We start from the raw sequence: 235 nt of genomic DNA on the forward strand, positions 1-235 counted from the left end.
GTCCAGCCGGCGGTACTCGGCCAGGTCCAGGCCCAGCCGCTGCGAGTGGCGCCAGGCGCAGCGCTCCAACCAACTGACGTAGACGGCGTTGTTCGCGTGGCCGAGCCCGTCGATGTCCTCGGCGAGGACCCTGAGGTCGATCACGAACGGATCGGCGTAGTCCCAATTCATCAATGCTGCTCCAGGCTGCCGGCCAGTTCGCGCGCTTCCCTGGCCAGTTGTGTGATCTGATCCC

General features: G+C 66.4%; 1 protein-coding gene. It reads right to left on the reverse strand.

Annotated features, from left to right (window positions below; all coding sequences use genetic code 11):
* A partial coding sequence (locus BST14_RS32360; protein WP_368731268.1) for an acyl-CoA thioesterase occupies positions 1 to 171 on the reverse strand: 171 nt, incomplete at its 3' end.
* Positions 172 to 235 lie beyond the last annotated feature (64 nt).

Source organism: Mycobacterium arosiense ATCC BAA-1401 = DSM 45069, from assembly GCF_002086125.1.
In the GTDB taxonomy this organism is placed as follows: domain Bacteria; phylum Actinomycetota; class Actinomycetes; order Mycobacteriales; family Mycobacteriaceae; genus Mycobacterium; species Mycobacterium arosiense.